This window comes from Bradyrhizobium sp. Kon56 (assembly GCF_055807635.1).
The window spans coordinates 211,408-237,500 of sequence record NZ_JBVVOU010000003.1 but is presented as its reverse complement, the minus strand read 5'-3'; the positions used below and the strand labels follow the sequence as shown (position 1 = coordinate 237,500).

Below are 26,093 nucleotides of genomic sequence, written 5' to 3'. Positions count from 1 at the left end.
GTGAAGGTATCGCGCGACGCGGCATCGACCGCGGCCTGGTAGTGCTTCGGCAGCGTATTCCACTTGTCGAGATTGATGATGTTGTGACCTTGGCCGGTGCCTTCCCACCAGCCCGGATAGTAATAGTATTTCGCCACCTTCACGAAGCCGAGCTTCTCGTCGTCATAGGGCCCGACCCATTCGGCGGCATCGAGCGTGCCCTTCTCCAGCGCCGGATAGATGTCGCCCGCCGCGATCTGCTGCGGTACGCCGCCGACCTTGGCGATGATCGTGCCGGCAAAGCCGCCGACCCGGAATTTCAGTCCTTTGAGATCGTCGATCGACTTGATCTCCTTCCGGAACCAGCCACCCATCTGCGCGCCGGTGGATCCGGTCGGAATGCCGATGGCGTTGTATTCCTTCAGCAGATTGTTGATCAGGTCCTGGCCGCCGCCCCACTGCAGCCATGAAATATGCTGGCGCGTGTTCAGGCCGAACGGCAGCGACGTACCGAACGTAAAAGCAGGGTTCTTGCCCCAATAATAATACAGCGCGGTGTTGCCCATCTCCACCGTTCCGGTGGCGACGGCGTCGAGCACCTGCAGGCCCGGCACGATCTCGCCGGCGGCGAATGGCTGGATCTGGAAACGATTGTCGGTGATCTCGGCAACGCGCTTGGCGAAATACTCGCAGCCGCCGTAGAGCGTATCCAGCGCCTTCGGCCAGCTCGCGGCGTATCGCCATTTGATCTCGGGCATCGACTGCGCGATCGCCGGCGCAGCGACGGCACTTGCGGCTAGGCCCAATCCGCCTGCCGTCAGGAATTTACGACGTTCCATGCGCTTCCCTCCGTTAAGTCGATGCTTCGACCAGGGAACGATCTTGGTGTCGTCTTGTCTTCGTCGACGCTCGACGTGTCTGTTGAGACGTTGTGGCGTTTCCGAACGGCCCTTGCGGGCACTCGAAGATGGAATTCCGATCGTTGCGGTTCCGCGGCGAGGATGACCGGGCGCTTCGCCGGAATCAAGTCTCATGGGCGCCTCGCAGGTGCGAACGCCGGCCTGACGCAAGTCGGGCCTGCAAGCGATCTGCTATTCGGTCATTCAAAAACCAGGGAGGCTCGCGCATGACGGGCAAGAAGATCGTGGTCGCCGGAGCAAGCGGTCTCGTCGGCAATGCCGCGTTGCGACACTTCGGCATATCGGGCGGGTGCGATGTCATTGCCTTGTCCCGGCGAAAGCCGCGCGACCTCTACGGCGCCCGTCATGTCCCGATCGACCTGACCAGTGCAGCGGATTGCGAGCGTGCCGCCTCGGAACTGAGCGGCGCGACGCATCTGATCTACGCCGCGCTCTACGAGGCGCCGCAGCTCGTCGACGGCTGGCGCGACCCGCAGCAGATCAAGACCAACGATTTGATGCTGCGCAATTTGATGGGTGCGCTCGAGCCTGTCTCACCCGGCCTCAGGCACGTCGCCCTGCTGCAGGGCACCAAGGCCTACGGCGTCCACGTTCGCCCGTTGACCGTGCCGGCCCGCGAAGGCCGCTCCGAAATGTACGAGCAGCCCAACTTCTACTGGGCGCAGGAAAACTTCTTGCGCCAACTCCAAGCCGGCAAGGCTTGGCATTGGACCATCCTGCGGCCGGTGCTGATCGTCGGCCTCGCCATGGGGGGCGCCATGGATTTGATTCCACCGCTCGGCGTCTACGCGGCGATGCTGCGCGAGCAGGGCAGGCCGCTCGATTACCCCGGCGGCGCCCCGCGGGTGGGGCAGGCCGTCGACGTCGATCTGCTCGCCCGCGCCATCGCTTGGTCGGGAGAGGCCGAGGCCGCGCGGAACGAGGCCTTCAACGTGACCAATGGCGACGTCTTCACCTGGGAGAACATCTGGCCTGCGGTCGCGGATGCGCTGGAGATGAGGCCGGGTAAGCCGGTCCCGCTGTCGCTCGCCAAGGCGTTTCCATCCTGGGTCGACCCCTGGGATGCGCTGCGCCGCAAGCACGACCTTGTGTCGCCTGCGTTGGCCGAATTTGTCGGGCTCTCGCTTCAATACGCCGATTATAGCCTGCGCTTCGGCCAGACCGAATCCGGTCTGCCCTCGATCGTCTCGACCGTGAAGATCAACCGCGCCGGCTTCACCGAGATGATGGACACGGAAGACATGTTCCGGAAGTGGTTCAGGCAGGCAAAGCAAGAGCGACTGCTTCCCTGACCGAGAGCCAGGATATGTCCGGGATCGTTGCCCAGGTCAGACTGTGACCCGGAGCGGTCCGCTGGCCGAGCCGGTTCGAACGGCTTCAGATCTGGCTTATCTGAGCGTGTGTCGCAACCACCGTGAGGGACGGACATCACCTAGGACGGCGATCCTCTGTAGCGACGAAAAGTCGACTTTCCACAGATCAAGTTCAAACAACTCGTCGCGCTGGCCGAGGTTCAGCGCGACCGACACCAGCACTCCATCGGCATCGTCGAATTCGCATTCGCCAATACATCGGCCGAAACGCCGATCTGCCGCGCCGACAAAGAGAAGGCTACCCATCCCACCGTCGTTCATTTCCTCGACGAGCCCAAAATGGTCCTGCAAGGGCGAATGCTGACCTAGAATAAAGGCAACCAGATCACGCTCTGCGGGGGTGAGTGGGCGTGGCATCTTCTTTCTCGTAGCGGCTGGCGTGCATTGGCTCTATCACGCTGCGAATCCTTATTGATCCAAGCTAGGTTGGCTCGTTCAACAATGTCAGCAGAGAACGAGCTTTGACTAAATCTGCAGTGGCAAGTCCCTCGGAGAAACGAACGTAAAGGGGCGCTAGCAGCTCCCGTGCCTCACCGATACGCGACTGCTTCTGCATCAGGGATGCCAGAGTTGTCGCCGTCCTGAGCTCCCAGGATATTGCGCCTTGGCGGCGTGACCACTCGAGAGAGTGATTGAGGTGCGCTTCGGCCGACACGAGCGCCTCCGCGCCACCTTGATTGAGCGCCAGGATACCCTTGATGCGCAGCAGTTCAGCGACGAACCAGCGGTCCTCGTTCCTTTCCGATTGAGCCAGCGCCCTTTCGATCGTTGTATTGGCTCCGCGGTGATCGCCGATATCAGACTCACCGAGTGCGAGATTGCCCAGAAGGAATAAATAGCGGCTTTGAAAGCCGGTCGGGGGGAAGCCATTCAAGCCTTCGCGAAGCAGGGCAAGGCCCGCAGCGGTGTGGCCACCCTTCATCTCCAGAATACCCGCATAACAGCGGCCCCATACTCCCATTGCTCTGAACGTCGCTTCTCGATGAAGCATAGTTGAGATGAGCGCTTCCGCAGCATCAAAATTGCCGATCTCAAGCGCTAGAGGGCAAGCGCCGAAGGCAATCGCATAGAGAAGAGAAAAATCGTGTCCAAGTGCCGTCGCACGATCGAAGGCGTGTTTGCCGACCGCGGCTGCCTGGTCCGGAAAACCCAACAGCCAAAGCGTTTGGCTGTAGTACGTTCGGGCAGCCACATGTTGATCAAACTGATATCGCAGGGCGTGCATTTGCCCTGGCGGCGCGACGTAGCCTGCCAGCATTTTTTCCAGATGTCGCCGGGCGCCGGCTTGGTCCCCTAGAATGTGCCGCGTCACTCCCAAAATCCGCTCTCCGACGAAACGATCAGCGACATCGATAGCGCCATCAGGCAGGTTGACGAATTTTTCGGCGATCTGCAGTGCACCGGGGAAATCGCCTCTTAGGTATCGCCCTATCCAGAGACCCCATAAGCTCCTCAGCCGATATTCGTTGTCGTCCAGTTCTTCAGCCAATCGGGATACACGCAACCACGCATCGTCGATGATCGCAGCGTCCCCGGTCGATTCCATATGCGCAACCGCCAAAGTGAAGAAGAGGCGGAGCTCCCGGCGCGCGTCACGACCCAGCTTTTCGTCGATTTGGAAAACCGCTTGCTCTGTCCGCTCCCGACATTCGTCTATGAGCATATGATGAATCCAGACCGGTGCGGCAGCGGCCGTGAGGTCGAGCGCTAGCAGCGAATCACCAGACTTGCCATGCGCCCAGTCGAGGGCAACGCGGATCTCATCGATCGGCCGACCATTAGTGGCAACCGATGCTTCGGTCAGATTGTTGCTTCCTGCCCCTTTCAGGGACCGAACGAGCTTGGAGGCAGACGCATTTTCGCTCTTCCGGAAACCGGACAGCTCGACCCCAATCCGCTCGAATAAAGTTAAATGATAGACAGCATGACGGCGAGCAACGAGGTTTGCATCATCGCTTCTGGCCAACTTTTCCTGCACATACCCGCGGGTGGTATCCAGCAATCGGTATAGCGGGATGGCGAGACGAGCGTTCGCTGTCAGAAGTGACTTGGCGGCAAGACTGGCAACGGACTCGATCACCTGCGAATCGTCCAAATCATCTCCGGCCGCGATCGCGAAGGCAGCCTCGATCGTAAACGGCCCAACGAAAACAGATAGTCGGCGCAGGATAATCTGCTCAAGCTCCGGCAAAAGATCGTAGCTCCAGTCGAGCGTTGCAGCCAGAGTCTGGTGTCGCGGCAACGCCGTTCGCCGGCCTCGCCAGAGCTCGAACTTGTGGTCGAGGAGCCGCAAAACGTCATGGACTCCGTAAGCGTCCACACGACCAGCTGCGAGTTCGATTGCGAGGGGGATTCCGTCGAGCTTTCGGCAGATCTCGGCCACGACCGGTGCATCGACGTCGTTGAGTATGAACTGAGGCTGACTTGCTGTAACGCGTTCGACAAAAAGCTGTACTGCAGCGTATGCCATCGCCTCTCGTGCATTGGGACCCTCAGGCGGAAACTCGAGGGGAGCTATCCAATGAACGTGCTCGCCTCTGACCCGCAAGGTTTCACGGCTTGTTGCCAAGATGTAAACTTGCGGCGTTTCCTCGAAGATGGTTTCTGCCAGCGCAGAAGCCGCCTCAATCACACGCTCGCAGCTATCGAGCACCAGCAAAACTCGGATGTCTCGCAGTGCGGCCAGAAGGCCGGGGATAGGATCGCGATCGTCAACGGCAAGTCCGAGCGCCGAGCCGATCGTACCAGCCACGAGATGCGGATCAGAAAGTGAGCCCAGGTCAATAAGGTGAACCAGATCGGCAAACTCTGTAGTGAGTTGGTGGCCGACAGATATTGCCAGAGTTGTTTTTCCGATACCGCCCGGACCGACAATGGACACGAATCGTTCGGCCATAAGATGCGAGGAGATCGCTTGCACGGCGTCGTCCCTTCCAATCATCCTGCCAAGGCGATTCGGAAATGTTGAGCGTCGACCCGATTTTGCGATTTCAGCAACAGGCTTGAGCGTTCGTGAGACAGGCGCCACGAAGCTATACCCTTGTCCTGGCACGGTCGTGACATACGTCGCTCCGGCCTCTCCATCGCCGAGCACCTTGCGCAAGCCCGCCATATGAAATCTAAGGCTACCCTCGTCGACGGTGACGCCGGCCCAAACCCGAGCTAGCAGAGTCTTCTTGCTGACAACTTCGCCAGCATGCTCGACAAGAACTGTAAGGATGTCCAAGCTACGGGCGCCCAACTGAAGTGGTACACCCGATTTTTCTAGACGTCTCCGCTCCGGGATTAATTCAAAGGGCCCAAAAGAAAAACTTTCTTTCGCGAGCCGATCTTCATTGACGACCGAGCCCACCATCATCATGCGTCCAACTGGTTGTGCCGCGCGAGCTACCTTGCCATGGTTGCCACTGAAATCAATGGACTGGTGAAGGCGGCGGAACTCAGCAGAGCATGTTCGCCCCTCTGTCGCGCACATGTGGCGGCCAGCGGACATCGCTCAGTCCGCACCAATAAATCTCGATTATGAGTACAGGGCCTACTCTGCGCTAATGAACGCCGCTTCCATGGCTTTCCGCGTCCTGATCGTCTCGTTGCCTGCGTCGAACTCGACGTCGCTCCAGCGCACGATCTCGCCATGGGCGACGTCGTGCTTCAGCCTCACGCGATGCGCCAGCCCGATCGGCAGCGCGCCGGCCTTGAGGCTCGCGGCTGCCGGCACCAGCTTGCCCCACACCGTGTAGCCGCCTTCGCCGTCCAGCATCTCGCCGGCGCGCAGATTGCGTTTCGCCACGGAGGCGACGTCGCCGCGGAAACCATGGGGCTGCCCGGTCGGCTCGCTCCGCAGGGCTGCCGACAACACCGAGATGTTCAGCTCGAGCCCGATCAAATGATAGGGCTTGTACATCGCCGCGTACCGTCCGCTGCCGTCGGTCTTGAGGCCGTATTGCCTGAAGCAGTCGGCGGCGTAGTCGTTCGGCGCCTCCAGCACGACGTAGACGCCCCAGCGCAGATCGCGAAATACCGGCCTTCCGTCGCGCTCGAGCGAGGAGACCACCTCCACGACGCCCGATCGCTCGAGCACGCCGCCCTTGCTGCGCGGCCGCATGATATGCGGGAGGTCGTCGACGCCACAGGGTGGAAACAGCAGGCCCTCCGCGGGCACGTTCAGTCCGCAGGCATTGGCGATTGCGGCCATCTCGATTGCCGATTTGGTGCCGTCGAGGAACGAGTTGAACATCTGCGGATTCATCCCGGCCGATTGTGCCTCGCCCGCGGTCAGCCCGTAATGCTGCCAGACGCTTTCAGGCGTCACGTCGTGATAGGCCGGCAGATATTTCGTGCCCTTGCCGGCGGCAACCACGTGAAAACCGGTGGCGCGGGCCCAATCCACCATCTCCGCGGTCAGCGCCGGCTGGTCGCCATAGGCCAGCGAATAGATCACGCCCGCCTTGCGGGCTTCCTCGGCGAGCAGCGGACCGGCCAGCACGTCGGCCTCGACATTGACCATCACGATATGCTTGCCGGCCGCGATCGCCGCGCGGGCGTGTTTGATGCCGACGGCGGGATTGCCGGTCGCCTCCACCACCACGTCCATCGCGCCGCCGGCGATGGCGCGCGCGCCGTCATCGGTGAAGACGGTGGCGGCGATCCGCTCGGCGCTCCAGCCCACGGTGCGGCAAGCCTCGCGCGCGCGGTCGCGATCGATATCGACGATGATGGGCACCTCAAGCCCCGGCGTGTGCGGCACCTGCGCCAGGAACATCGAGCCGAATTTTCCTGCGCCGATCAGCGCCACGCGGACGGGCTTGCCGGCGGCAGCGCGGGCCTGGAGGAGGCGGAAGAGGTTCATGGGGATGTTCCCGGTGATACAGAAATTCGTGAGACGCGTGTCTCAATCAGTTCGTCATGGCCGGGCCTGACCCGGCCATCGACGTCTTACTGCTGGAGATGGTGTCAAGACGTGGATGCCCGGGACAAGCCCGGGCATGACGCCTGAGATGTTTGCATGACTACGCTTACTCCGCCGCCTGCCGCGGCGCACGGGCGAGCCGCAGCAGCGCGTCGTCCTCCACCGTCTTGATCGGGGCGAAGTCGCGATGCGCGATGTATTCCGGCCGCGTCGGGGTTCGGATGTAGTTCGAAACCGCATTCAGCGTCAGGTACACGATCTTGCGCGGGTAGGGCGTGATGTTGCCGGCCGAGCCATGCACGAGATTGCCGTGGAACATCAGCATGCCGCCGGGCTTGCCGGTCGGCGCCACGATGCCGCCCTGCTTGACGAGCCGCGTCACAGTCTCCTCGTCCAGCGTCCACAGCGGATAGGAGGTCGTCGCGAGGTCGTGCGAGGCCTTGAGGTCGCCGGCGTTCTGGCTCTGTGGCACGAGCATCAGGGGACCGTTAATCGGCATCACCTCGTCGAGGAAGATCGCGATGTTCATCGCGCGCGGCTCCGGCATGCCGTCGTCGCGCTTCCAGGTGCCGTAATCCTGGTGCCATTGCCAGACGTCGCCGGTGAAGGCGGATTTTGCGTTGATCTTGAACTGGTGCATGTAGACCTGCTCGCCGAACAATTGCTCGACCGGGTCGATCATGCGCGGATGGGCACCCAGAATGCGGAACGCCTCGTTGTAGAGATGCGCGGCAAAGGCGGTACGTGGCGCGCCGCTCTTCTCGCGCCAGACTTCCGGCCGGTTCGCGTCATAGATGGCGACCGCCTCGCGCGCGAGGAGATCGACCTCCTCCGGACTGAACAATTCGGGCAGGAACAGCCAGCCCTCGCGGTGGAAGAACTCCAATTGCTCCTGGGACAGTTTCATGGGACGTCCTCCTGTTTAATTTTTGTTATCGCTCGTCATGGCCGGGCTTGACCCGGCCATCCACGTCTTTGGCGGTGGTGGCTGCTACGCCGCCGCCTCTTCCGTCGCCCTCAATCTCTCCTCGGTCATCCGTCCAGCCGTCTGCGCATGCGCAAGCGCCGCACGTTCGGCCGCCTTCGCATCGCCCGTGAGAATGTGTCCGGCGATGTCGGCATGCTCGGCCCAGGCGCTACTGCGATAATCGAGCTCGGACAGCACCGTCGCCATCGAGCGGCGCATATGCGGCCATTGCGGCGTAATCGTCTCCTCGATCACGGGATTGCCGGCGAGCCGATAGATCGCGCGATGAAAGGCGACGTCGAGCGCGATCAGCTCGGCGAGCGTGGTCTTGCCGTCGATGCCACGTCCGGCGGCGAGCGCCGCCTCCAGCCGCGCGCGTCCCGCCGCATCGCTTGCGGCGCGTTCGCCGGCAAGCCGTGCCGCCAGCGCATCGATCGCGCCGCGCACCTCGTAGAGCTGGCGAATGCGTGCGGGATCGAGCTGGGTGACTTCAAAGCCGCGCCGGCCGCTCTCGGCGACCAGCCCCTGCCGATGCAACAGATGCAGCGCATGCGACACCGGCTGGCGCGACACGCCGAGCCTGTCGGCGAGCTCGTTCTGCCGGATGCGCTGACCGGGCTGCAGCGTGCGGTCGGAGATCGCCTCCAGGATCCGCGCATAGACCTGGTCGATCAAGTTCGGAAGCGGGTCGAGAGGGATCACGCCGGCAGCTCCGTGACCATGAGAGGGAATACGGAATTCCGTATTCGAAGATACGGCGAGAAGGGGAAGGGCGTCAAGCGTGGACCAATAGAGCGTCCAACCTCGTTTTTGCGCTTCGCCAAGCCATTGATATTGCTGGGCTCGGCTACTGTGCATGGGGTTGTTTTCAAGGAAAAGAGATGTGAGGCCGCCTACTCCGCCAGGAACGCGTTCACGGCCTCGCCGAACTGCAGCGGTGCCTGCTCGAAAATCCAGTGTCCGGCATTGGGGATCACGGCCGTCTTGGCCCCGGTGATGTGCTCGGCCAGCACACGCCACATCACCGACAGGCTCCCCGTCGTCGCCCCGCCGCCGATCAGGAGCGTCGGGGTCGTGATCGCCTGCGCGTCCGCGAGCGTGTAGGGCCTGCGCTGCTCGTTGATCTGGCCGAGGAAGGTGATCGCGTTGTCGCGCAATTGCTGCTTCGCCGCCGCCGGCACGCGCCGCCACGAGCCGTCGCCTTCGATGCCTTCGTAGAAGTTCTGCAGCGCGCCCTCGATGTCGCCGGCGCGGATCATCTCGACCGAGCGCGCCGTGCGCGCCGCCAGCGGCGGATGCGCGGGCGTGCCCGCAGGCACCGGCAGGCTCGCATCGAGATCACCGCCGGGTTCTGCCAGCACCAGCTTTCGCAACAGATCGGGCCGCGACTGCGCCACACGAAAGGCGATGTGGCCGCCGCGCGAATGGCCCATCAGATCGACCGGCGCGGGTTCGACCTGCTCGATGAAAGCGATCACGTCAGCGACGTGCCGGGCCATCTTGTAATCGTCGCCGACGGCATCCCAATGTTCGGGAAAGAAATGCCGCAGGCTGACCGAGATCACGCGATGCGATTTCGACAGCGGACCGAGCACGGAGTACCAGGTGCGGAAATCGCCGAGCGTGCCGTGCACGCAGACCAGCGGCGGCCCCTCGCCCACTTCGAGATAGGCCATGTCGTAACCATTGACGCGAAGTGTCTGCATGATCAGCCCGCCAGAAAATCCAGCACCAGTTCGGAGAATTTCTGCGGCGCCTGCTCGAACATCGGGTGCGTTGCGTTTGGGATGACCGCCGTCCTGGAATACGGCACATGCGCCGCGAGCGCATGCAGCACTTTCGGCAGCAGGCCCTTGGTCCGCGCGCCCAGGATGAACAGCGTCGGCATCCTGATGGACTCCGCGTCGGCCTTCGAGAACGGCGGGCGGTTGTCGCGGACCTGGCCGATCAGCGTGAAGGCGTTGTCACGCAGATTCTGCTTCACCAGGGCCGGCAGCCGCGGCCAGGTGCCGGGCCCTTCCAGCGTGTCGACGAAGACTGCAAGGCCGCCGTCGATGTCGCCGGCCGCGATCTTCTCGGCCGAGGCCGTGAACCGCGCCAGCAACGGCGAGGGGCCGCCGGCATAGTCTGGATCGAGGCTCGCGTCGAGCTCCCCGCCGGGCTCGGCCAGCACCAGCCGCCGGAGCAGGTCCGGCCGCCGCTGCGCCACGCGGAAGCAGATGTGCCCGCCGCGGGAATGGCCCATCAAATCAACCGGGCCGAGGTCGAGCTCCTCGATGAAGGCGATGACGTCGTCGACATGCTGGGCGATCGAATAGGTGTCGCCAACGCCATCCCATTGCGCCGGGAAGAAGTGCCGCAGGCTGACGGCCATCAGCCGGTGCCGCTGGGACAGCGGACCGAGCACGCAGCCCCAGACACGAAAGTCGTTGAGCGAACCATGCACGCAGACCAGCGGCGGCCGCCCTCGGTCTTCGCCCACGTCGAGATAGGGCATGTCGTATCCGTTGACGTGGAGGCTTTGCATTCTGGGCTCGCAAACAGGGAAGGCGGAACTCCTGTGCAAGATTCCCGGAAACCGGGTGGATCGCAACTATTTCCAAGTCTAGATTTGAGCTCAGTTCACATTGGGGCATGCGAGGGGAACGCAAGCCAAGGACGAAGTTATGACCGACCAGCATTTTGCCCTCTTCGACAGCAAGATCGGCCTTTGCGCCATTGCCTGGGGTCCGCGCGGCATCAACGGCACGCAACTGCCGATGGGCGGTGAGCAGAAGATCCGCACCCGCATCAGCCAGCGCCATGCCGATGCCAGCGAAGCCGCGCCGACCGCCGAAGTACAGCAGGCGATCGACCGCATCACAAAACTGCTCGCGGGCGAGCCGGATGACCTCACCGACATCCCGCTCGATCTCGATGGCGTGCCCGACTTCAACCGCGGGGTCTACGCGATCGCCCGCACCATTCCGCCGGGCAAGACCGTCACCTATGGCGACATCGCCAAGCAACTCGGCGCTGTCGAGCTGTCGCGCGACGTGGGCCAGGCGCTCGGCCGCAACCCGTGCCCGATCGTCGTGCCCTGCCATCGCGTGCTGGCGGCCGGCAACAAGCCCGGCGGCTTCTCCGCGAATGGCGGCGTGGTGACGAAGCTGAAGATGCTGGAGATCGAAGGCGCGCTGGTGAACCACACGCCGAGCTTGTTTGATTGAGGCGATGACGCCGCTGGCTAGATCTTCGCCGCCGCCATCGGCCAATATTTGTCGCGCAAATGCCGCTTCACCAGCTTCCCAGTGGGCGTGCGCGGCAGCTCGGCTTCGAAATCGATCGAGCGCGGGCATTTGATCGTCGAGAGGCGGCTCCTGCAATAGGCGATCAGGTCGGCCTCGAGCTCCTTGCCGGCGCGCTTGGGATCGTGCGGCTGCACCACCGCCTTGACCTCTTCGCCCATCTCCTCGTTCGGCACACCGAACACGGCGACGTCGGCGACCTCGGGGTGGGTGATGAGCACGTCCTCGGTCTCCTGCGGGTAAATGTTCACGCCGCCCGAGATGATCATGTAGGACTTGCGGTCGGTGAGAAAGAGAAAGCCATCCCTGTCGAGATAGCCGACGTCGCCGAGCGTCGACCAGCCTTTTGCGTTATAGGCCTTCTTCGTCTTCTCGGGATCGTTGTGATAGGCGAAAACCGGCGCATCGGCGAAATAGACCGTGCCGATCTCGCCCGTCGGCAGCTCCTCGTCGTTCTCGTCCAGAATCTTGATCTTGCCGACCACGGCGCGGCCGACGCTGCCGCGGTGCTCCAGCCATTCTTTCGAGTTGCAGACGGTGACGCCGTTGCCTTCGGAGCCCGCGTAATATTCGATCAGGATCGGCCCCCACCATTCGATCATCTTGGCCTTGACCTCGACCGGGCAGGGGGCGGCGGCGTGGATCGCGCCCTTCAGTGTCGAGACTTCGTAGCGGTTACGGACCTCGTTCGGCAGCTTCAGCATGCGCACGAACATGGTCGGCACCAGCTGCGCCTGGGTCACCTTGTACTTTTCGACCAGTTTCAGGAAATCTTCGGCGTCAAAGTGCTCCATGATGATGGAGGTGCCGCCGAGCAGGACCGCCATCATGTTGAAGCGCAAGGGAGCGGCGTGATAGAGCGGTGCCGGTGAGAGATAAATAGTCTCGGCGTTCATGCCGCACATGCTGGCGCAGAGCACGCGCAGAAACGCGTTCGGCTCGTCGATCGGCTTGCCCTCGAAAGCCTTCTTGATACCCTTGGGCCGGCCCGTGGTGCCCGACGAATACAGCATGTCATAGCCGGCAACCTCGTCGGCAATCGGGGTTGTCGGCTGTGCGGCGGCTTCCTTGTCGTAGGAGCGGAAGCCGGCTTGCGGCTCGTCCATCATGTAGAAGACCGGCTCGCCGGGCGCACCCTTGATCAGCGTCTTGATCTGGTCGGCACATTTCGGTGTCGTGATCACGACCTTGGCGCCGCAATCGGCGATGATGTAGTCGATCTCGTCCTGCTTTAAATAGCGGCTGATCGCGGTGTAATAGAGCCCGCTGCGTTGCGCAGCCCAGCAGATCTCCATAAAGGCGAGGCGGTTCTCCATCAGCAGCGCGATGTGGTCGCCGGCCTTCAGCCCGAGCGAGCGGAACAGGTGCGCGCCCTGGTTCGAGAGCTCGTCGAGCTCGCGATAGGTAATCGCCTTGCCGGTCCCGGCCATTTGATAGGCGATCTTGTCGGGTGTGGCGCGGGCGTGGATGGAGGGGTGTGTCATGTCTCTGTTTACGCGGCTGGGAGTAACGTTCCCCGGATATCCGGGGTCCATTGTGAGGCATGGGTCCCGGCTCTGCGCCGCAGCGTTTCACGCTGCAGCGCGTCCGGGACACGAGAGGGCTTACAGCCGCTCCACGATCGTCACATTCGCCATGCCGCCGCCTTCGCACATGGTCTGCAGGCCATAGCGTTTGCCGCGCTGATGCAAGGCATGCACCAGCGTCGTCATCAGCTTGGTGCCGGAGCCGCCGAGCGGATGGCCGAGCGCGATGGCGCCGCCATTGACATTGAGACGTTCCGAATCGGCGCCGGTGGTCTTCAGCCACGCGGTCGGCACCGAGGCAAAGGCCTCGTTGACCTCGAACAGGTCGATGTCGTCGATCGCCATGCCGGCCTTCTCCAGCGCGCGCTTGGTGGCGTGCAGCGGTGCGTCGAGCATGATCACGGGATCGCCACCCATCATGGTCATGTGGTGGACGCGCGCCAGCGGCTTCACGCCGAGCTGCTTCAGGCCACGCTCGTTCACCACCATCACGCCGGAAGCGCCGTCGCAGATCTGGCTGGCGCTGGCCGCGGAGAGCTTGCCATTCTCGGCGATCAGCTTGACGCCCTTGATGCCGTCGAGTGTGGCGTCGAAGCGGATGCCCTCGTCGATGTGGTGGGTGTCCTTGGAGCCGTCGGCGCGGGTGATCTCAAGCGGCACGATCTCCGTCTTGAAACGGCCGGCCTGCGTCGCCGCGATCGCGCGCTGATGACTGTTGTAGGAGTACTCGTCGAGCTCATCCTTGGAGAGGCCGTACTTCTCGGCCATCATCTCGGCGCCGGTGAACTGGCTGAACACGATGTTGGGATAACGCTGCTCGATACCCGGGCTCTTGTAATTGCCAAAGCCGTTCTTGGCGGGAAGCTGCGACGACAGGCCCATCGGCACGCGCGTCATCGATTCCACGCCGGCGGCGATCACCACGTCCATCGCGCCCGACATAACGGCCTGCGCAGCAAAATGCAGCGCCTGCTGCGACGAGCCGCATTGGCGGTCGATCGAGGTGCCCGGCACGCTCTCCGGCAGTTTCGAGGCCATGATGGCGTTGCGCGCCACGTTGTTGGACTGCTCGCCGACCTGCATGACGCAGCCCATGATCACATCCTCGACCAGCGCGGGATCGACCTTGGTGCGGTCGACCAACTCGTCCAGCACCTTCGCGGCGAGATCGGCCGGATGCCATCCGGCGAGGCGGCCCCCCTTGCGCCCACCGGCGGTACGCGCAGCGGCGACGATATAAGCCTCGGCCATGTCGGTTTCTCCCTGGATTATTTTGAACGGTTGGTTGTCGGGGCGGGATTTAAGGGGCGACCGGTTGTTTAGTCAATCGATCAATTAACTCTTGTGGGGAGGCGCTGCTTGGGCTTATCTGCGGCCGCTCTTCCGCCAAAATCAGGGATCTCCGTGACTACCAGCGTACCGAACAGGCTCCCCAGCGGAAAGAATTCCACGGCAGAGAAATTGCTCGTGGCCGCGAGCGAGCTGATGATCGAACGCTCCTCGATCGAGATTTCCCTGAGCGACATCGCCCAGAAGTCCGGCGCCAACGCCGCGCTGGTCAAATATCACTTCGGCAACAAGGACGGCCTGCTGCTGGCGCTGCTCGAGCGCGACGCAGGAACGGAACTGTCCAACCTGGAATATCTGCTGGCGCAGCCGATCACGCCGACCGCGAAGCTGAAGCTGCACATCGGCGGCATCATCCGCGCCTATCACCGGTTTCCCTACATGAACCGGTTGATTCACTATCTGCTGCACGAGAGCGTCGCGGGCTCCGCGGACGAAGTCTCGAAATTCTTCGTCGCACCGCTGCTGGATTTCCATCGCCGCCTGCTCGCCGAAGGCGTCAGTCAGGGCGAATTCCGCGCCACCGATCCCGTGCTGTTCTACACCAGCCTGATCGGCGCCTGCGATCATTTGTTCTTCGGCCGGCACGCGATGTCACGCGCGACCGGCGTCGGCCCGGTCACCGACGACGTCTGCCGGCAATATATCAAGCACATGGAAACGCTGATCTGCGGCGGCATTCTCACGAATATCGAGGAAGCCGCCGCGGCCGGATGATCCGGCCAGAACGCAGAAGTCTAGAGAAGAAACGCCCAAGAAAAGGTTCGAGGAAAGGTACAAGCGATGCAGTTGAAAGACGTAGCCGTTCTCATCACCGGCGGCGGGTCGGGCCTTGGTGCCGCGACTGCCCGCGCCATGGCCGCCAAGGGCGCCAAGATCGGCGTGATCGACCAGAGCAAGGAAAACGCCGAGAAGGTCGCCGCCGAAGTGAAGGGCATCGCGCTTCATGCCGACGTCACCAGCGAGGAGCAGATCAAGGCGGCGATCGCCAATGCGGAAGCCGCGCACGGCGTCGCGCGCGTGCTGATGAACTGCGCCGGCATCGGCGGCTCGCAGCGCATCGTCGGCCGCGATGGAGTCTACCCGCTGGAAAAGTTCGCGCGCATCATCAACGTCAATTTGATCGGCACGTTCAACTGCCTGCGTCTGTTCGCCGAGCGCTTGGTCACGATCGAGCCGGTCGGTGAAGAGCGCGGCGTCATCGTCAACACTGCTTCGGTCGCGGCTTACGAAGGCCAGATCGGCCAGATCGCCTATGCAGCGTCGAAGGGCGGCGTCGTCGGTCTCACGCTGCCGGCCGCGCGCGACCTCGCGAGCCAGAAGATCCGCGTCAACACCATCGCCCCCGGGCTATTTCTGACGCCGCTGCTGATGGGCTTGAACGAAGAGGCCCGCAAGAGCCTCGGTGCCCAGGTGCCGCATCCCGCGCGTCTCGGCGACGCCAATGAATACGGGTCGCTGGCCGTGCACATCGTCGAGAACCCAATGCTCAATGGCGAAACCATTCGCCTCGACGGCGCGATCCGCATGGCGCCGCGGTAGAGCTCTTTTTCCTTCTCTCCTTGTGGGAGAAGGTGGCGCGCTCCTGAGCGCGCCGGATGAGGGGTTCTCTCCACGATCTCACCTGTGGAGGCAGACCCCTCACCCGAGCGAATGCGCGGCGCGTGACGTACATGCCCTCTCCCACAAGGGGAGAGGGCGCAGTAATCGGCACCATCGTTGCGGATGAAGGAAGTCGCGCGCATGTCCCAACCGCTGCTGATCGAGCACAATGACGGCGTCGATACCGTGACGCTCAATCGTCCGGAACACCTCAACGCGCTCGATCCTGCGCTGATCGACGCGCTCAATGTCTACTTCCAGGGCCTCCAGCGCAACCGCGACACGCGCGTCGTGGTGCTGAAGGGCGCTGGCAAGAATTTCTGTGCGGGCCTCGACCTCAAGGCTGCAATGCAGCGTCGTGCCGGGCAGCAGGAGCCGCCTGATGTCACCGAGTCGCTGGATTCGCAGCGACGCATCGCCGACATCGTGATGCTGATGCGGCGCTGTCCGCAGCCGATCCTCGCGCTGGTACAGGGCGCGGCCGCCGGCGGCGGCTTTGCACTCGCGCTCGCCTCCGATATCCGCATCGCGACGAGATCGGCGCGGATGAACTGCGCCTTCATCAAGCTCGGCCTTGGCGGCTGCGACATTGGCACCAGCTATTTCCTGCCACGCCTTGTCGGTGTCTCCGTGGCATCGGAGCTGATCCTCACCGGACGCTTCATCGGGGCCGAACGCGCACTCGCGGTCGGGCTGGTCTCCGAGGTCGTCGACGAGGACAAGCTCGCTGAGGCCGCCGAACCCTATGTCGACGCGATGATCACGGCCTCGCCCGTGGGCCTACGCCTGTCCAAAGAATGTCTCAACATGAGCGTCGATGCCGGATCGCTGGAAGCCGTAATCGCGATGGAGGATCGCAACCAGGTCCTGTGCAGCCGCTCCGAGGAATTTTCGGAAGGCATCAGGGCCTTCCTTGAGAAGCGAAAGCCTGTCTATATCAGGCGCTGACAATGAAGATCCGTAAAGGACGAGAAATTCCGGGAGACGCACTATGAGTGGAAGCGCGGCGGCGGTGATGACGAAACCCACCTTTCGCAAGGTCAAGTGGCTTGCGCGCGACATCGACGTCGAGCGCCGCGACGACGGCACGGTGGTGCTGAAGTCGCGCATCCCGCTGCAGACCTACGAGAAGCATATTCCGGCTTCGCTGGCAAAATGGGCGAAGGAAGCGCCAGAGCGGATCTGGCTTGCCCAGCGCGGTGGCCCGAACCGCGAATGGCGCAAATTGTCCTATGGCGAAGCCAAGCGCACCGTGGATGCGCTGACGCAGGGCCTGCTCAATCTCGCGCTCGATGGCCGCCCGGTCGCGATCCTCTCCGGCAATTCGATCGAGCACGCGTTGATGACGCAGGCCGCGATGCAGGCGCGCGTCCCTGCCGCGCCGGTCTCGCCGGCCTACTCATTGATGAGCCATGATCACGTCAAGCTGAAATACCTGTTCGACCTCATCAAGCCCGGCGTGGTGATGGTGCAGGACGGCCCAACCTTCGAGAAGGCGCTGAAAGCGCTCGATCTCACCGGCGTCACCGTCGTTCACGTCTCGCGGCCCTGCGAGGGTATCGAGAGCGTCAGCTTCGCCGAGCTCGCGGCGACAGCCGTGACCGCCGATGTCGAAGCGTCGATCGCGAAGATCACGCCTGAGACCGTCGGCAAACTGCTGTTCACGTCAGGTTCGACCGGCATGCCCAAGGCCGTCATCAACACGCAAGCGATGATGTGCGCCAATGCGGCGATGATGATGCAGGTACGGCCGCGCGATCCCGGCGGTCCGATCTCGACCATGCTGGACTGGATGCCCTGGAACCACACCATGGGCGGCAATGCGGCGTTCCATCCGATCCTGGTCGATGGCGGCACGCTCTATATCGATGACGGCCGGCCGATGCCGGGCCAGTTCGATGAGACGCTGCGCAATCTGCGCGAGATCTCGCCGACCTATTACGCCAACGTCCCCGCGGGCTATGCCGCGCTCGCCGCCGCCATGGAAAAGGACGACGCGCTGTGCCGATCCTTCTTCAAGAACCTCTCGATCATGGCTTATGGCGGCGCGCGACTGCCGGATGATCTCTACGACCGCATGCAGGCCCTCGCCGTGAAGACCACCGGTGAGCGCATCGTGTTCTACACCGGGTGGGGCTCGACCGAGACCGCGCCGACATCGACCGGTACCTATTGGGACACCGAACGCGTCGGCCTGATCGGCCTGCCGTTCCCCGGCGTCGAGTTGAAGATGGTGCCCTGCGGCTCGAAATACGAGCTGCGTCTGCGCGGCGTCAACGTCACCCCGGGTTATTTCGGCCAGCCTGACCTGACGAAAAAAATGTTCGACGAGGAAGGTTTTTATTGCATCGGCGACGCCGGAATCTTCGTCGACGACACCGATCCGGTGAAGGGCATCATCTTTGCCGGGCGCGTCGTCGAGGATTTCAAGCTGACCACCGGCACCTTCGTCCATGTCGGTTCGCTCCGTACGGATGCGATCGCCGCCGCGACGCCCGTCGTGCATGACGCGCTGGTCGCGGGGCAGGATCGTGCCTTCATCGGCCTGCTGGCGTGGCCGAACCTGCATGCCTGCCGCCAGCTCGTCGGCAATCCCGATCTCAGCTTCGAGGATGCAGTGAAGCATCCCGAGGTGATCGCTTGCTTCAGGCGCGGGCTGGAAGCTCACAACAAGGAGTGCGAAGGCGCCAGCAGCCGTATCATCGCGCGCGCCATGCTGATGGCGGAACCGCCATCGATCGACGGTAACGAGCTCACCGACAAGGGTTACATCAACCAGCGCGCCGGCCTGGAGCGCCGCGCCGGGCTGGTGGAGCGCCTTTATGCGGAGAATCCTGATCGGGACGTCATCATTCTCAAGTAATCGACATCATCAACACGGGTACGCGCCATGAACTTCGATTTCTCCGACGACCAGAAGCAGCTCCGCGACCAGGCGCGCAAATTCCTCACCGAGAAGTGCCCACCGAAGGCGGTGCGCGCAGTTCTCGACGGCAAGGCGCCGTACGACAAGGACCTGTGGAAAGGCCTCGCCGAGATGGGTTTTCTCGGTGTCGCAATCCCGGAGGAATTCGGCGGCGCGGGCGCCGGTCATCTCGAACTTTGCGTGATCGCCGAAGAAATGGGCCGGGCGAACGCGCCGGTGCCGTTTTCCTCCACCGTCTATCTGGCTGCCGAGGCGCTGCTGATCGCCGGCAGTGACGCGCAGAAGAAGAAATGGTTGCTGGCGATTGCCTCGGGCGAGGCGATCGGAACGCTGGCGCTGTTCGAGGGAAAAGGCAATCCGTCACCGAAGACCATCAAGCTGACGGCTGCGAATGGCATGCTCAACGGTGTCAAGAAGCCGGTCGCCGATGGCGCGATCGCGGACTTCGCGGTGGTCGCGGCACGCACGGGATCGAGCGGGCGCGACGGCGACATCTCCTTGTTCATTGTCGATCTCAGGGCCGGCGGAGTCGAGGTGAAAAGCCTGACCAATCTCGATCCGACCCGCGGACAGGCCGAGATCACTTTCAGGGATTGCAAGGCCGAGCCGCTGGGCGCGGCCGGCGAAGGCTGGAGCATCTTGACTCAAGTGCTCGATCGCGCCGCGGTGCTCTGCGCATTCGAGCAGGTGGGCGGCTCCGACCGCGCGCTGGAGATGGGCCGCGACTACGCGCTCGACCGCATCGCCTTCGGGCGACAGATCGGCTCGTTCCAGGCCGTCAAGCACATGCTGGCGGACATGTACGTGTCGGCGACGCTGGCGCGTTCCAACAGCTATTACGGCGCCTGGGCGCTCTCGACCAACGCCGCGGAGCTGCCGGAAGCCGCCGCCGCGGCCCGCATCAGCGCGACGCAGGCGTTCCAGCACTGCGCCAAGAACAACATCCAGGTTCACGGCGGCATGGGTTTCACCTGGGAGTTCGACTGCCACATGTACTACCGCCGCGCCAACGCGATGGCGCTCGGGCTCGGCAGCCTGTCCTATTGGGAAGACCAGTTGATCGACCGCATGCGCAAGAAGAACGCGGCGTAGGCGAAAGGCAACGTCATGAACTTCGACGACACTCTGCAAGAAGCCGAATTTCGCGCCACGGCTCGCGCCTGGATCGCGGCAAATGCGCCCAAGCAGTACGAGGAGGAGCTTCGCAAGTCCTCGCTCGGCCGCACGCAATTGAAGAACGCCAACATTCTGGAAGTGGCAAAGGCCTGGCAGAAGAAGAAGGCAGATGCCGGCTGGGCCTGCCTGCATTGGCCGAAGGAGTATGGTGGCCGCGGTTCGTCGCCGATCGAACGTGTGATCTGGCAGCAGGAAGAAGGGCCGTTCGGCCAGCTATCCCGCATGTTCATCATCGGCCACGGCATGTGCGGGCCGACCATGATGGCGTTCGCGCGCGAGGAGCATAAGCGCGCCTATTTGCCGCCACTCGCCTCCGGCGAAAAGGTCTGGTGCCAGCTGTTCTCCGAGCCCGCCGGCGGCTCCGACGTTGCGGGCCTACGCACGCGCGCCGAGAAGGATGGCGATGACTGGGTGATCAACGGCCAGAAGATCTGGACGTCGGGCGCGCACTATTCCGATTACGGCATTCTGCTCACCCGCACAGATCCGACCGTGCCCAAGCACAAGGGCCTTACCATGTTCTTCCTGGACATGAAGAGCCCTGGCGTCGAGGTGCGGCCGATCAAGCAGGCGAGCGGCGCTTCCGACTTCAACGAAGTCTATTTCACCAACGTCCGCATTCCCGATCACCAGCGCCTCGGCGAGGTCGGTGACGGCTGGAACGTCTCGCTGACCACGCTGATGAACGAGCGCAGCGCGATCGGCGCGGCCGTCTCGACCGGCTTCCCCGAGCTGTTCGAATATTGCTCCAGCCTGATGCTGGACGATGGCCCGGCAATCGAGGACCGCGCGGTGCGCGCGAAGCTGGCGAGCTGGGCGGCGAAAGCGAGCGGACTGAAATACACCAGCATGCGCGCGATCTCGGCGCTGTCGAAGGGCGAGCGTCCGGGACCGGAGAACTCCATTGGCAAGCTGGTCGCGGGCTCCATGATCCAGGATGTCGCGACCTATGCGCTGGATCTGCAAGGCGCTGCCGGTGTGATCAGCGGTGCCGAAGATTCCGAACTCGCCGGCCGCTTCCAGGCGATGCTGCTGCGCGCGCCGGGAACCCGTGTCGAAGGCGGCACTGACGAGATCATGCGCAACATCATCGCCGAGCGGGTGCTGGGCCTGCCCGGCGACATCCGTGTCGACAAGGACGTGCCGTTCAACAGGATCCTGACGAAGGGAAGAGGCTGATGATCCTCATCCTGAGGAGCCGCGGAGCGCGGCGTCTCGAAGGATGCAGGCCCAACTGGGGCCTCGTGGGTGGAGACGGCGCTGCGCGCCACTCACCATGAGGGACTAAGACAGAGCAAGAACGAAGAGGTCCGCCATGAATTTCGACGACACCCCGCAGGAAGCCGCCTTGCGCGAGACCGCGCGCAAATGGGTCGAGGCCAACGCGCCGAAGGAGTTTTTGGCTGAGCTGTCAAAATCCTCGCTCGGCCGCATCCGGCTGGCCAACCACGACATCGTCGATGTCGGCAAGGCCTGGCAGAAGAAGAAGGCCGAAGGCAATTGGGCCTGCCTGCATTGGCCCAAGGAATATGGCGGCCGCGGTGCGACGCCGATCGAGCGCGTGATCTGGCAGCAGGAGGAAGGCGTCTATGGCAAGCTGACGCAGCCGTTCCAGATCGGCGAGGGCATGTGCGGGCCAACCGTGATGGCTTTTGGCAGCGAGGAGGCCAAGCGGCGCCATTTGCCGAAGCTGGCCGCGGGCGAGGAGATCTGGTGCCAGCTGTTCTCCGAGCCATCAGCGGGCTCTGACGTCGCGGGCTTGCGCACGCGCGCGGAGAAGAAGGGCGACAATTGGGTCGTCAACGGCCAGAAGATCTGGACCTCGGGTGCGCACTATTCCGACTACGGACTTTTGATCGCGCGCACCGATCCCAATGTGCCCAAGCACAAAGGTCTCACCATGTTCTTCCTGGACATGAAGAGCCCCGGCGTCGAGGTGCGCCCGATCAAGCAGGCCAACGGCATGCAGGAGTTCAACGAGGTCTATTTCACCGACGTCGTCATTCCCGACAGCCAGCGTCTTGGCGCCATCGGCGAGGGCTGGAGCGTGTCGCTGACCACGCTGATGAACGAGCGCATGTCGATCGGCTCGCGGCTTGCGACCGGCGTCCCGGAGATGTTCGAGTTCTGCTCCAACCTGATGCTGGAGGATGGCCTCGCCATCGACGATCCCGCCGTGCGCTCAAAACTCGCGAGCTGGGCGGTGAAGTCGAGCGGGCTGAAATACACCAGCTACCGCGCGATCTCGGCGCTGTCCAAGGGCGAGCGGCCGGGACCGGAAAATTCGATCGGCAAGCTCGTCTCCGGCATGATGCTACAGGACATCGCGACCTATGCCATGGACCTCCAGGGCGCGGCCGGCGTTCTCACCGGCACGGACGAGGAGACCGTGCAGGGCCAGTTCCAGCAGATGCTGCTGTCCTCGCCTTCGATGCGCATCGCGGGCGGCACCGACGAGATCTTGCGCAACATCATCGCCGAGCGCGTGCTGGGATTGCCGGGCGACATCCGCGTGGACAAGGACGTGCCGTACAACAAGATTCCGACCAAGGGGCGTTGACATCTCGTGTCCCGGACGCGCGAAGCGCGAGCCGGGACCCAGGAGCCGTAACAGACAGGCCACAATGGGCCCCGCCTCAGCGCCGCATCACTTCGTGCTGCGTCGCGTCCGGGGCACGAAAGCGAGCTTAAGCAATGGACGCTGCAGTCAATCATAACAACCGCATCGGCGTGCTCGAAGAGCTGCTCAACGAGCGCTACTCGGTGCGCGCCTTCCTGGCCAAGGAAGTCGATCGCGCGACGATCGAGCACGTGCTGACCACCGCGCAGCGCACGGCGTCCTGGTGCAACAGCCAGCCCTGGCAGGTCGTCATCGCCAGCGGCGAGGCCAAGGAGCGTTTCCGCAAGCTGATCTACAAGGAGGCTTCGGGCGGGCTCGGGGACGACTATGATTTCACGCCGCCGCGCGAATATCTCGGCGCCTATCTCGAACGCCGCCGCGAGAGCGGTTTTCAGCTCTACAACACGCTCGGCATCGCGCGCGGAGACAAGATGGCCTATGCCAAGCAGGCGCTGGAGAACTACAATTTCTTCGGCGCGCCGCATGTGGCCGTCATCCATACCGACGAGCCGCTCGGCATCTACGGTGCGATCGATTGCGGCGCCTATGTCTCGAACTTCATGCTGGCCGCGCAGGCGCTCGGGCTCGGCACAATTCCGCAGGCGGCGCTCGCGCGCCACTCCGGCCTGATCCGCCGCCATTTCAATTTGCCTGATGATCGCCGCATCGTTTGCGGTATCTCGTTCGGCTATGCCGACAATGCCCACAAGGTCAACAGCTACCGGACGTCGCGTGCGAGCCTGGCCGAGACCGTGACCTTCGTGGACGAGTGATCGAGGCGATGCACGCTCCGTATTGGACGTGATCCCGTTCGCGCGAAAAGACGGCCGCGGATGCGGCCGCCTTCATCGCGGTCTCAGTTCGATTGACGCCGGCCGTCAGCCGCCGCTGCCGCCGATCACGGCGCGAATGGTCTCGTCGGGCCCGAAATCCTCGGCGCCGTCGACATAGAGCAGCGCCGCGAGCTTGGAGCGCGCACGGTTGACGCGGCTCTTGATCGTGCCGACTGCGCAGCCGCAGATCGAAGCCGCGTCCTCATAGGAGAAGCCGGAGGCGCCGACGAGGATCAGCGCTTCACGCTGGTCCTGCGGAAGCTTGTCGAGCGCCGTGCGGAATTCCTCGAACTCAAGATGGGCGTTCTGCGAGGGCTGCGTCTTCAGCGTCTTAGCATAATTGCCTTCGGCATCCTCGACTTCCCGCCGCCGCTTGCGATAGTCGGAGCGGAACAGGTTGCGCAGGATCGTGAACAGCCATGCCGGCAGATTGGAGCCGGGCTGGAACGAGTCGATGTTGGCGAGCGCCCGCAACAGCGTCTCCTGGACCAGATCGTCGGCGCGGTCCGCATTGCCGCTGAGCGAGATGGCAAACGCGCGCAGACTGGGCACGGCCGCCAGGATGTCGTTACGCAGGGAATCCGTGAGAGGCATCAATCCCTCCCATTGTTGTCGTTAGAGCCGCCACCATTTTCCACTTGGGGGGTCGCTCCCGGCGCATCAAGTTTCTTGATCAGTTCCGCGAACCGGTCCGGAACCCCCTGCCGCACCACGTCGTCGTACATGGCGCGCAGCTGGTGCCCGATCCGGGACTGGATCTCCGGAGTGAGCCCCCCCTTGCCGGGGGTCGTGCTTTTGCTGGCTTGAGACTTGAGATCTTTCATGACCTGTTCCACGTTTCCCCGAGTTAAGTAACTGTAAAATCGAGAAGTTCTCTCAACCGGGAGCCGTTCCCTGGATAGGCTCAATGCGAGCTGCGAGAAAAAGTTCCGCCCCCATGCGGAACTTTTCTCAGGCTGAGGCGTAATCAGCCCAGCAGGGGAACCCGGGCCCCCCGCCTAACGCCTGCACGTCAAGGTCGGCCCGATGATGATATGGAGTGGGGATGTCCCGTTCACAGCTTGTTGCTGAACACTTGCCGTTGTTGCGCCGGTACGCACGCGCCCTGACCGGCAGCCAGTCCTCCGGTGACGCCTATGTCGCAGCCATGTTGGAAGCCATGCTGGGAGATCCGTCGGTGCTCGACGAGAGCCACGGGCCGCGCGCCGGCCTGTTCCGGCTGTTCACCCAAATCTGGAATTCCGTTTCCGTCAACGACGATTCCGAGGTGACGAACCTGCCGATGCCGCCGGAGCGGCGGCTGTCCAACATCACGCCCTTGCCGCGGCAAGCCTTCCTGCTGCTCTCGCTCGAGGGATTTTCGGAAGAAGAGGTCGGCTACATTCTCGGCACCGACGTCGGTGAGACGCGCCGGCTTGCGGATGCCGCAGGGCGTGAGATGGCAGCCGAGATCGCCACCGACGTGCTGATCATCGAGGATGAGACCTTCATCGCCATGGATCTCGAGAGCCTGGTGAAGAACCTCGGCCACAATGTCGTCGGCGTCGCCCGCACCCACGCCGATGCGGTCGCGCTGGCAAAGAACAAGCGACCGGGCCTGATCCTCGCCGACATCCAGCTCGCCGACGGCTCGTCGGGCCTCGACGCCGTCAACGAGCTGCTCCGCACCTTCGAGGTGCCGGTGGTGTTCATCACCGCATACCCCGAGCGCTTCCTCACCGGCGAGCGACCGGAGCCGGCCTTCCTGATCTCGAAACCGTTCCAGCCGGCGATGGTGTCGGCGGTGGCGAGCCAGGCGCTGTTCTTCCAGCGCAACTCCCGCAACCGCGCGCCGAAGGTACCGGCGGCGTAACGAAGGCGCCAGCGCCCGGCATTTTGACGAAATCCGATCCGGCGTGCCGCAAGGTGCGCCGGATTTTTGTTGATCCGGTTGTCACGCTTGACGGCCATCGAATTCGCCGCTCATACCTCGCGCAGCGGCCGTTGCAGCCGCGGTGCCATCGGAGACGTGTTCATGGACCAGCAACTCCTCGATCGCCTCGCCATCCGCGACGTCGTCGAGAACTGGGCGGTGTGGCGCGATGCCGGCGATTGGGAGCGCTTTGCCACCGTCTGGCACGAGGAAGGCTGGATGTCCGCCACCTGGTTTCAGGGGCCGGCGCGGGATTTCATGCGGGTCAGCCAGGAGGGGTTCGCCAAGGGCGTGCGCATCCTGCATTTCCTCGGTGGCTGCAGCATCGATCTCGAGGGGGCGCGCGCCATCGCGCAGACCAAGATGACCATCTCGCAGCGCGCACCGGTGCACGACGTGCCCTGCGACGTCGTCTGCACCGGGCGCTTCTACGATTTCCTGGAGAAGCGGCAGGGAAAATGGGGCATCGTCCGCCGCCAGCCGATCTACGAGAAGGACCGGATCGACCCGGTTGATCCCTCCGCGACGCTTCAGCTCGACCAGAAAGCCCTTGCCGCGCTGCCCGAAGGCTACCGCCACCTCGCCTACATGCAGGAGCTGATCGGCTACAAGGTCAAGCGCGACATGCCAGGCCTCACCGGGCCCGAGGTTGAGAAGCTCTATGCGGAGGGGCGGGAGTGGCTTGCGGGGAAGGCGAACTGAACGCCAGACAAAAG

At 63.3% G+C, this 26,093-nt stretch carries 24 protein-coding genes (1 of these 24 running past the window's edge); 12 read left to right on the top strand and 12 right to left on the bottom strand.

The genetic code is table 11. From position 1 onward, the window contains the following. Window positions 1-818, bottom strand: the 5' portion of a protein-coding gene (locus AC0L3B_RS06745; RefSeq protein ID WP_473380195.1) for a TRAP transporter substrate-binding protein. 271 nt of this gene lie to the left of the window's left edge; only the first 818 of its 1,089 coding nucleotides appear in the window; its start codon is at window positions 816-818; the stop codon falls past the left edge of the window. A gap of 287 nt (window positions 819-1,105) precedes the next feature. Here AC0L3B_RS06745 and AC0L3B_RS06740 point away from each other — a divergent pair, with 287 nt between their 5' ends. Beyond that, window positions 1,106-2,191 (top strand): NAD-dependent epimerase/dehydratase family protein, encoded by a 1,086-nt coding sequence (locus AC0L3B_RS06740; RefSeq protein ID WP_473380194.1) that lies wholly within the window; start codon window positions 1,106-1,108, stop codon window positions 2,189-2,191. A gap of 96 nt (window positions 2,192-2,287) precedes the next feature. On the opposite strand, the gene AC0L3B_RS06735 is transcribed toward AC0L3B_RS06740, so the two are convergent. The 7 genes from AC0L3B_RS06735 to AC0L3B_RS06705 all read right to left on the bottom strand — a co-directional run bounded on the left by AC0L3B_RS06735 (window position 2,288) and on the right by AC0L3B_RS06705 (window position 10,675). After that, window positions 2,288-2,629, bottom strand: coding sequence for a DUF6984 family protein (locus tag AC0L3B_RS06735; protein ID WP_473380193.1), 342 nt, complete (start codon window positions 2,627-2,629; stop codon window positions 2,288-2,290). Between the two features lie 64 nt (window positions 2,630-2,693). Continuing rightward, entirely contained in the window at window positions 2,694-5,765 is a 3,072-nt protein-coding gene (locus AC0L3B_RS06730; RefSeq protein ID WP_473380192.1) for an ATP-binding protein, read from the bottom strand. Between the two features lie 42 nt (window positions 5,766-5,807). Then, window positions 5,808-7,121 (bottom strand): NAD(P)H-dependent oxidoreductase, encoded by a 1,314-nt coding sequence (locus tag AC0L3B_RS06725; RefSeq protein ID WP_446480794.1) that lies wholly within the window; start codon window positions 7,119-7,121, stop codon window positions 5,808-5,810. 166 nt (window positions 7,122-7,287) lie between these two features. Next, the gene (locus tag AC0L3B_RS06720; RefSeq protein ID WP_473380191.1) at window positions 7,288-8,088 is read right to left on the bottom strand and encodes a phytanoyl-CoA dioxygenase family protein; all 801 of its coding nucleotides are present in this window, start codon (window positions 8,086-8,088) and stop codon (window positions 7,288-7,290) included. 84 nt (window positions 8,089-8,172) lie between these two features. Beyond that, window positions 8,173-8,850, bottom strand: a complete 678-nt coding sequence (locus AC0L3B_RS06715; RefSeq protein ID WP_446480796.1) for a GntR family transcriptional regulator — start codon at window positions 8,848-8,850, stop codon at window positions 8,173-8,175. 191 nt (window positions 8,851-9,041) lie between these two features. Beyond that, on the bottom strand, window positions 9,042-9,854 hold the full coding sequence (locus tag AC0L3B_RS06710) for an alpha/beta fold hydrolase (RefSeq protein WP_473380190.1): 813 nt from the start codon (window positions 9,852-9,854) through the stop codon (window positions 9,042-9,044). A 2-nt stretch (window positions 9,855-9,856) separates the two neighbouring features. Further along, entirely contained in the window at window positions 9,857-10,675 is an 819-nt protein-coding gene (locus AC0L3B_RS06705; RefSeq protein WP_473380189.1) for an alpha/beta fold hydrolase, read from the bottom strand. A gap of 139 nt (window positions 10,676-10,814) precedes the next feature. Between AC0L3B_RS06705 and AC0L3B_RS06700 the strand changes: the two genes are divergently transcribed. Next, on the top strand, window positions 10,815-11,357 hold the full coding sequence (locus tag AC0L3B_RS06700) for a methylated-DNA--[protein]-cysteine S-methyltransferase (RefSeq protein WP_473380188.1): 543 nt from the start codon (window positions 10,815-10,817) through the stop codon (window positions 11,355-11,357). Between the two features lie 17 nt (window positions 11,358-11,374). Here the strand turns inward: AC0L3B_RS06700 and AC0L3B_RS06695 are convergent, their stop codons facing one another. Then, the gene (locus AC0L3B_RS06695; protein WP_026232503.1) at window positions 11,375-12,919 is read right to left on the bottom strand and encodes an acyl-CoA synthetase; all 1,545 of its coding nucleotides are present in this window, start codon (window positions 12,917-12,919) and stop codon (window positions 11,375-11,377) included. A gap of 120 nt (window positions 12,920-13,039) precedes the next feature. Beyond that, window positions 13,040-14,212 carry an acetyl-CoA C-acetyltransferase gene (locus AC0L3B_RS06690; protein ID WP_018453284.1) on the bottom strand — a complete coding sequence of 391 codons (1,173 nt, stop codon included), beginning with the start codon at window positions 14,210-14,212 and terminating at the stop codon, window positions 13,040-13,042. A gap of 210 nt (window positions 14,213-14,422) precedes the next feature. On the opposite strand from AC0L3B_RS06690, the gene AC0L3B_RS06685 reads away from it, so the two are divergent. From AC0L3B_RS06685 to AC0L3B_RS06650, 8 genes are all read left to right on the top strand, one after another. After that, window positions 14,423-15,025, top strand: a complete 603-nt coding sequence (locus AC0L3B_RS06685) for a TetR family transcriptional regulator (RefSeq protein ID WP_018453285.1) — start codon at window positions 14,423-14,425, stop codon at window positions 15,023-15,025. Window positions 15,026-15,091: 66 nt separating this feature from the next. After that, window positions 15,092-15,850: an SDR family NAD(P)-dependent oxidoreductase gene (locus AC0L3B_RS06680; RefSeq protein ID WP_018453286.1), complete on the top strand. Its 759-nt coding sequence runs from the start codon at window positions 15,092-15,094 to the stop codon at window positions 15,848-15,850. A 201-nt stretch (window positions 15,851-16,051) separates the two neighbouring features. Then, window positions 16,052-16,858, top strand: a complete 807-nt coding sequence (locus tag AC0L3B_RS06675; RefSeq protein ID WP_204512455.1) for an enoyl-CoA hydratase/isomerase family protein — start codon at window positions 16,052-16,054, stop codon at window positions 16,856-16,858. 43 nt (window positions 16,859-16,901) lie between these two features. Then, window positions 16,902-18,773, top strand: coding sequence for an AMP-binding protein (locus tag AC0L3B_RS06670; RefSeq protein ID WP_085350717.1), 1,872 nt, complete (start codon window positions 16,902-16,904; stop codon window positions 18,771-18,773). Window positions 18,774-18,800: 27 nt separating this feature from the next. Next, window positions 18,801-19,928 (top strand): acyl-CoA dehydrogenase family protein, encoded by a 1,128-nt coding sequence (locus tag AC0L3B_RS06665; protein ID WP_204512454.1) that lies wholly within the window; start codon window positions 18,801-18,803, stop codon window positions 19,926-19,928. A 15-nt stretch (window positions 19,929-19,943) separates the two neighbouring features. Next, entirely contained in the window at window positions 19,944-21,191 is a 1,248-nt protein-coding gene (locus AC0L3B_RS06660; RefSeq protein WP_018453290.1) for an acyl-CoA dehydrogenase, read from the top strand. 136 nt (window positions 21,192-21,327) lie between these two features. Further along, window positions 21,328-22,572, top strand: a complete 1,245-nt coding sequence (locus AC0L3B_RS06655) for an acyl-CoA dehydrogenase (RefSeq protein ID WP_473380187.1) — start codon at window positions 21,328-21,330, stop codon at window positions 22,570-22,572. 134 nt (window positions 22,573-22,706) lie between these two features. After that, window positions 22,707-23,405 (top strand): nitroreductase, encoded by a 699-nt coding sequence (locus AC0L3B_RS06650; RefSeq protein WP_204512453.1) that lies wholly within the window; start codon window positions 22,707-22,709, stop codon window positions 23,403-23,405. Window positions 23,406-23,510: 105 nt separating this feature from the next. Here AC0L3B_RS06650 and AC0L3B_RS06645 read toward each other — a convergent pair whose 3' ends face one another. Beyond that, a complete protein-coding gene (locus AC0L3B_RS06645) occupies window positions 23,511-24,059 on the bottom strand; it encodes a sigma-70 family RNA polymerase sigma factor (protein ID WP_007597240.1) in 549 nt (182 codons plus the stop codon). After that, the gene (locus AC0L3B_RS06640; RefSeq protein WP_026232505.1) at window positions 24,059-24,289 is read right to left on the bottom strand and encodes a NepR family anti-sigma factor; all 231 of its coding nucleotides are present in this window, start codon (window positions 24,287-24,289) and stop codon (window positions 24,059-24,061) included. The genes AC0L3B_RS06645 and AC0L3B_RS06640 overlap by 1 nt, the downstream gene beginning before the upstream one ends. 221 nt (window positions 24,290-24,510) lie before the next feature. Between AC0L3B_RS06640 and AC0L3B_RS06635 the strand changes: the two genes are divergently transcribed. Next, window positions 24,511-25,317 (top strand): response regulator, encoded by an 807-nt coding sequence (locus AC0L3B_RS06635; RefSeq protein WP_007597237.1) that lies wholly within the window; start codon window positions 24,511-24,513, stop codon window positions 25,315-25,317. 162 nt (window positions 25,318-25,479) lie between these two features. After that, window positions 25,480-26,079, top strand: coding sequence for a nuclear transport factor 2 family protein (locus tag AC0L3B_RS06630; protein ID WP_473380186.1), 600 nt, complete (start codon window positions 25,480-25,482; stop codon window positions 26,077-26,079). Window positions 26,080-26,093 lie beyond the last annotated feature (14 nt).